Here is a 6,458-nt window from a genome sequence, read left to right as displayed (position 1 = left end):
GGCGGGCCTGCGCATCCAGGCCCGCGCCGTCATTGTCGTAAAAGCTGCGGGTGATGCCGATGAAGGTTTTCGCACGGTCCCAATGGCCGGACATGTCCGATACATCCAGCGCCTCGATCGCATCGGGGGACACGCCTTCGCCCTCCATCTCGTCCAGCAGATCGGCAAGGCTGTCGGCCAGATCGTAAAGCGATGCGCGGGCGGCCAGATCGGGTTGGCTGTCAAGCAACCGGGCCACCAGCTGCGTCAGTTCCAGCCGCCTGCGCAGAGGGGGCACAGGGGGCGGCAGCGTATCGAAGCCTGACAAATCCCCCAGATCGGTAAGAAGGGAGATGCGCGGCAGAAGACAGGGGGGCCCGGCATCGAAAATCTCGCGGATACGGCGGGCCATGCGGCGGGTATTGACGATCAGATGCACGCGGGCCATCGCCTCGGGCGGGTGGCCAGCGAACCTGGCGCGCAAGCCGTCGACCAATGCCTGCGGAAAATCCACGCCGGGGGCCTGCGCAAACAGGCGCGGATGATCCTGCGGGTCAAACACGCGGCTGCTCCAACAAGGTTTCGGCCAGGGGAATCCCATCAGGTGTACCGATGTCGCACCATTCGCCGGGATAGACCGCCAGATGCAGGCGCCCCGCGTCACTCATCCGGTTCCAGACCTGATTGAGTGAAAATACAGGTTCGGGCCAATCCCGCACCATGTCTGTCCTGATGATCTGAGCCCCGCCATAGACCAGATCGCCGGGACGCGTGATCCGGCCTGCATGACCCTGCGCGAAATCTCCGCCGCCTTGCCTGCCGTGGCAACGCTCCAGCGGTGTGCACAGCAGCAGCGCATCCATGCGATCAGGATCCCATTGCTGGCGCAGAAGATCCAAGGGATTGGGGCCAAGCCAGAGGACATCAGGGTTCAGGGTGAAGGGGATCGCAGTCTCTAACAAGGGCAAAGCGGCTTTTAGGCCGCCACCGGAATCAAGGATCTCATCGGCTTCGTGCGAGATCAGGACGCCTTTGGGCCTCAGATGGTCTTGCAACTGATTGGCAAGGTAATGGGTGTTCACCACCACGCGGTCGATCCCTGCGCCTGTGACATAGTCCAGCGCATGGTCGATGAGCGGTTTGCCCGCCACCGGGATCATGGGTTTTGGCGTGGTCTTGGTCAGATCGCCCATGCGTGTGCCGAACCCGGCGGCAAAGATCATCACCGCCTCGGTCATGTCGGGATCAGCCGGGAAAGAGCGTCTGGAGTGGGTTCTGGCAGGGCGTCGCGGATCATGAGGGCGACAGGTTTCATCGCGTCATGTTCAAGATCGCGCAACAGCAAGCCCCAGACCCGAGGGATCAGGTCAATGTAATGTGTCTTGCCCATATGCAGGCCAAGCCGGACAAACACGCCGATGATCCGCAAGTTGCGCTGGACGCCAAGCGCTGCATAGGCCGCGCGGAATCTCTCGGCATCTGTGCCGGTCTGATCCACATAGTGCCGGATCATCCGGTCTTCGGTTTCAGGCGGCACATCGCGGCGCGCGTCCTGCAGGATCGACACAAGGTCATAGGCCGGATGCCCCAGCATGGCATCCTGAAAATCCAGCATGCCGACACGGGCGATCCCTTTGCGGTGCGGCAACCATAACAGGTTTTCAGCGTGGTAATCGCGCTGGATCAAAACCTGCGGGCCATTTGTCAGATGGGCAAGAAGCGGCTTGAACGCGGTGCAGAAGGCCGCGGTTTCAACCGTATCTTCTTGGCCAAGAATGCCTGCCTTGTAATGGGTGAAGGCCATGGCGGCCTTTTCGGTCATGATATCGGCGTCATAAGCCGCCAGCCTGGGCGGTTTGGCCCGGTGCAGGGCGATCAGCGCATCGGTGGCGGCAGTGTACAGCATGTCTTCGGAACCGGGATCACGGGCGACCACCCGGGCATAGAGATCGTCGCCCAGATCTTCGAGGATCAGGAAACCCCTTTCTTCGTCCCGGGCCAGAATACGCGGCCCGCTTAATCCCACGCTGGTCAGATATTCCGCGATTGCGATGAAGGGGCGCACGTCCTCGCCCTTTTCCGGCGGGGCGTCCATGAATACGGCCGTCTCTCCATCCATATGCAGCCGTTCGTACCGCCGGTTTGATGCATCGCCCGCAAGGGGTTTGCGCTGGGCGGTTGCCCAATCTGTTCTGTTCAGGAATGTGTTGGCCAAATCAGCGCGCGTCATGGGGCAAGATCTTTCACAATCGCGTTCCAGCGGTCATCGGACCAGCTGAGCAATGCTTTGCGTCGCTCCGGATGCTCAGGATCGGTCGACAGCTGGATATGCAGGGTGCTTTCAGGCGCGTCCTGTCCCAATCGGTCGGGCCATTCGACAAGACAGATTGCGGTATTGAAGGCGTCGGTCAGGCCCAGTTCCTCGATCTCGTCGGTTGAGCTTATGCGGTAGAGATCGCTGTGCCACAGCTCTCCTGCAGGGGTGTCGTAAGTCTGAACCAGCGTGAATGTGGGGGACGGGACGTCTTCGGGCAGGTCCTGCAGGGATTGGATCAAAGACCGCGCCAGAAAGGTTTTCCCCGCGCCGATATCGCCATCCAGCAGCACCGTATCACCGGGACGCAGAACAGCGCCCAGCGCCGCAGCGAAGCGGGCGGTGTCTGTTTCGGAATGAAAGATCAGTTTGGCATGCCTGTGGGCCATAGGCGCAGAATGACCTCAGGCCGGTGTGCCTGCAAGCGCAATTGGATCAGGCCAATGCCGTGTTTGGCGCGTGGTCGATCAGGCCGGGCAGGCTTGGCGTCGGGACAAAGCGGACAAGGGTCGCGCCATGTTGCATCGGGTGAATGACACAGTCGAACCCGCGGCCGTCGGTCAGGGTCACCGGGGCAGACCATGTCATGCGGTTATCCTGCCCAAGGATGAAATCGCGCAATTCGCCCCAAAGCGGATTGCTGCCGCCCAGTCTTTGCCAGTCGCGCATCGTGTCGATGATGCCGATATCGGCGAAGCTGCTGTCGGGGTCGATCTGCCAAAGACTGCAATAGGCCCTGTTCGACACAGTCAGTGTACCGCTGTTGGAAAAGACGACGACGGCATCGTCCAGCGCATCCAGAATGTTCTGGTTCAGCTCAAGATCGGCGCGGAAGCGGCGGGTCAATGACATCTCGGCCGAGATATCCTCGAACAGAAAGGCTACCGCGCCATCGGGATGCGGACGGCCCGTCACGCGATAGGTCGCACCCGAGGGAAGCGCCCATGTTTCTGTGTACCGGCCGTCATTGGCCTGCGCGACCATGGCGGTCATCTGTTCGCGCCAGCTGTTGTAATCCTTGGGCTCGGGCATGACACGGGCGTCGCGCAGACGGTCGAAGAAGGACAAGAGGTTGGGTTTCGCGCTCAGGAAATCGGGCGGCAGGGCGGTCAGGTCTGTCAACGCCGGGTTGAAAAGAACCAGCTGCATGTTGCGGTCGAAGATAGCGAGACCGATCGAAAGCTGCGCAAAGGTCTTGGCCAGGGTCTGAACAAAGTTCCGCTGCGCGGTTTCGGCCGAAACAACCGGCGTAACATCATTGGCGTAAAAGACATGTCCACCGTCATGGGGCAGACGGGTTACGTCGTACCATTCCTGCGCGATCCCATCGCCAACAACCAGCTTGCTGCGATAGGTGTCAGGCCCGTCTTCTGGCATGTCGTCGAAGAGTGGTGCGGTGGGGCTGGGCGCCTGCCCTCGGGCGCGGGCATATACCGCCTCATATGCGGGATTGTGCCACAGGATGTTCCCAGCCCCGTCCGCATGCCAGATCGGATAGGGCGCGTTCTGCGTCACATGGCGCAATGTCGACAATTCACCTGTCTCCGTTCCTGCCAAAAGCTGGTCTGACACAGGCGGTTGTGTTGCCACCAGTTCGACCCGCACCGCGTCGTTCAACCGCTCGATCAGAACCCGCCAGGGATCATTGGAATGGACTGAGGCGATGACGGTTGGCCCGGCGGGCAAGGTCAGTTCTGCATCCGCCGGAAAGGTGGGGAACCGGTCGATCAGGGCCTGACGCAGGCTGTCCCAGTCAGTATCGCCCTTTTGTTCTGACAGTAGCACATCGGCACTTGCCGTGGACGAAACCAGGTCAGCGCCGTCAAACAGAAAAACGCATAGCGACTGGTCGGCGATCGGGATGCGTGCCACAGCATCCTCGCGCGCGGAACCGAAATACCAATTAATCGACGCGGTGCACGCAACACCGCAGACGGCAGACATGCCGACCCATTGCCACACGGAATAATCCAACGATCCGTTCCCCAACTTTTCGTTGGGCCATAGACTTGATGGGAAAGGTTAATTTCCCGTTAACCGAGATATGGGCTCAAACCTCGATAGGTTTGTTGGTGCCCAGCGGGATCGCATTTTCCCCCAGCTGCGCGTCGATCATTGCGCGGGGCCAGACGACCTCGACAATCGCTCCGCGGCGGTTCTTGTCCGATGTGATGCTTTGATAGGGATCGCTGCCGTTGGAAAAGGTCAATTCAGCCCCGGTACGTTCAAGCAGTGTTTTCGCGATGAACAGGCCCAGACCCATCCCTTCATATTCAGGACGCGCGGTGCGGTCGGAATCCGATCTGCGGCGTCGCACGAAGGGGTCGCCGATCCGGCCAATCAGATGGCTGGGATAACCCCGACCATCGTCAAGAATACGGACCGAGATCAGATCTTCCGTCCACAGACATTCCACCCAGATATTTGCCCGCGCGAAGTCCACGGCATTCTGGATCAGGTTGCGCAGGCCATGAATGACCTCGGGCTTGCGCAGGATCGACGGCTGGGCATAGCCGCCATCGGCGATGGGTCCTTCCTCGAAATGGATGGTCTTGCCCCTGCGCATATGCGGTTCAGCGGCCTCCTGAACCACCGCGCTGAGTGGCGCTTGGCGCAGATGCAGGTCATCTTTGCCCGCCCGGCCCATATCGCGGAGAATATCACGGCAGCGGTCCGCTTGTTCGCGGATCAGAATGGCGTCTTCGCGCAACTCGGGCGAGTTCTCCAGCTCTTCGATCAGCTCGGAACTGGCGAGTTTGATCGTGGCCAACGGCGTGCCCATTTCATGCGCTGCGGCGGCCACCACACCACCAAGGTCGGTCAGTTTCTGTTCCCGCGCCAGCGCCATCTGCGTGGCGGCCAGGGCATCGCCCATGGAATGCATTTCGGTACTGACCCGGCGGGAATAGGCGCCCATGAAGATCGTTGCGATGATGATTGCCGCCCAGTTGCCAAAGACGAAAATGTCTGGAATCCGCAGGATAAAACCCTGCTCGGTCCGCAAGGGCAGATGGAATTCCGCCAGGAGCGTCACCAGAATGATTGCCGTGCCGCCGATGATCACCGTCGACCGCAGCGTCATCACCGTGGCCGAAATCGTCACCGGCCCGAGCAATAGCAGCGCAAAGGGGTTATGCAGGCCGCCTGTCAGATACAAAAGGAAAGACAGCTGCAGCAGATCGAAGAGAACCATCAGGAAGTTCTCGGTTTCGGTGAGGCGCTTGTTTTCGGGGAAAACGAAGATCGCGATTAGGTTGCCGATCACCGATACGCCCACGGCAAGGTAGCACAACCCGAGCTCAAGCCGGAGATTGTACATCTGTTGCGCCACCGTAATTGCGATCAGCTGTCCGGCGATCGCCACCCAGCGCAAAAAGATCAGGGTGCGCAGCCGGATCCAGCTGCTGCGCTCTGTTTCGGAAATCAGGCCTGTTTGGGTGCTGCGCATTAATGTCTCAGGTCCATTGCGTCGGTGGGTTTAGTTGATATGTGAGGCGCGGACATCCAAACATATCTTGCCAATATAGGACAGCATCACATGACCCGCATCTACGCTATTGTCGCTGCCGCCATTCTGGTTGCCGGTCTGGCCGGTGTATACCTGTCCACACAGATGAACCGGTCTGACGATGTTTTCGCCAGCTGCAGAAGCGGTGCGATTGCAGGTGGATCTGACCAGATCGGCGGCCCGTTCGAGCTGGTGAATGCCAATGGCGAGACGGTCACCGATCAGGATGTCATCACCGAACCGTCGCTTGTCTATTTCGGCTATACCTTCTGCCCGGATGTCTGCCCCTTGGACACAGCGCGCAACGCCGAAGCGATCGACCTTCTGGCCGAGCGGGGTTTGAGCGCGACGCCCATCTTCATTTCGGTCGACCCGCAACGAGATACGCCCGAGGTGGTGGGTAACTTTGCGTACAACCTGCATGAGAAGATGATCGGTCTGACCGGATCGCCAGAACAGGTCAAAGCGGCCAGCCAGGCATACAAGACCTATTACAAGGCACATCCCGCCGAAGACGACTATTACCTCGTCGATCATTCGACCTTCACCTATCTGGTTCTGCCCGGTCACGGCTTTGTCGAATTCTTCCGTCGCGACAATACCGCTGAAGAAATCGCTGAAACGACCGCCTGCTATATCAACGCCGCACAGGGTTGA

6 protein-coding genes and 1 pseudogene are annotated in these 6,458 nt (G+C 59.9%); 1 reads left to right on the top strand and 6 read right to left on the bottom strand.

Annotated features, from left to right (window positions below):
• From TR61_RS16445 to regB, 6 genes and pseudogenes are all read right to left on the bottom strand, one after another.
• Nucleotides 1-541, bottom strand: a pseudogene (locus TR61_RS16445) (double-strand break repair protein AddB); the annotation flags it as partial.
• Nucleotides 534-1,217, bottom strand: coding sequence for a nucleotidyltransferase family protein (locus tag TR61_RS16440; protein ID WP_172677006.1), 684 nt, complete (start codon nt 1,215-1,217; stop codon nt 534-536). The gene TR61_RS16440 and the pseudogene TR61_RS16445, both read right to left, overlap by 8 nt.
• Nucleotides 1,214-2,209 carry an aminoglycoside phosphotransferase family protein gene (locus TR61_RS16435; RefSeq protein ID WP_050931615.1) on the bottom strand — a complete coding sequence of 332 codons (996 nt, stop codon included), beginning with the start codon at nt 2,207-2,209 and terminating at the stop codon, nt 1,214-1,216. The genes TR61_RS16440 and TR61_RS16435 overlap by 4 nt, the downstream gene beginning before the upstream one ends.
• On the bottom strand, nt 2,206-2,682 hold the full coding sequence (tsaE, locus tag TR61_RS16430; protein WP_050931614.1) for a tRNA (adenosine(37)-N6)-threonylcarbamoyltransferase complex ATPase subunit type 1 TsaE: 477 nt from the start codon (nt 2,680-2,682) through the stop codon (nt 2,206-2,208). The genes TR61_RS16435 and tsaE overlap by 4 nt, the downstream gene beginning before the upstream one ends.
• 46 nt (nt 2,683-2,728) lie before the next feature.
• A complete protein-coding gene (locus TR61_RS16425; RefSeq protein WP_050931613.1) occupies nt 2,729-4,267 on the bottom strand; it encodes a PAS-domain containing protein in 1,539 nt (512 codons plus the stop codon).
• Between the two features lie 76 nt (nt 4,268-4,343).
• Nucleotides 4,344-5,741 carry a sensor histidine kinase RegB gene (gene regB, locus TR61_RS16420; RefSeq protein ID WP_050931612.1) on the bottom strand — a complete coding sequence of 466 codons (1,398 nt, stop codon included), beginning with the start codon at nt 5,739-5,741 and terminating at the stop codon, nt 4,344-4,346.
• Nucleotides 5,742-5,831: 90 nt separating this feature from the next.
• Here regB and TR61_RS16415 point away from each other — a divergent pair, with 90 nt between their 5' ends.
• On the top strand, nt 5,832-6,458 hold the full coding sequence (locus TR61_RS16415) for an SCO family protein (protein ID WP_050931611.1): 627 nt from the start codon (nt 5,832-5,834) through the stop codon (nt 6,456-6,458).

The sequence above is a fragment of the Aestuariivita boseongensis genome (assembly GCF_001262635.1).
Lineage (GTDB): Bacteria > Pseudomonadota > Alphaproteobacteria > Rhodobacterales > Rhodobacteraceae > Aestuariivita > Aestuariivita boseongensis.
The sequence above is the reverse complement of the archived record's forward strand: the minus strand, read 5'-3'. Positions and strand labels throughout refer to the sequence as shown.

Bases quoted from the DNA above. Each gene is read 5' to 3' on its own strand.
- TR61_RS16440 (WP_172677006.1), bottom strand. From the start codon at position 1,217: ATGACCGAGGCGGTGATGATCTTTGCCGCCGGGTTCGGCACACGCATG.
- TR61_RS16435 (WP_050931615.1), bottom strand. From the start codon at position 2,209: ATGACGCGCGCTGATTTGGCCAACACATTCCTGAACAGAACAGATTGG.
- tsaE (WP_050931614.1), bottom strand. From the start codon at position 2,682: ATGGCCCACAGGCATGCCAAACTGATCTTTCATTCCGAAACAGACACC.
- regB (WP_050931612.1), bottom strand. From the start codon at position 5,741: ATGCGCAGCACCCAAACAGGCCTGATTTCCGAAACAGAGCGCAGCAGC.
- TR61_RS16415 (WP_050931611.1), top strand. From the start codon at position 5,832: ATGACCCGCATCTACGCTATTGTCGCTGCCGCCATTCTGGTTGCCGGT.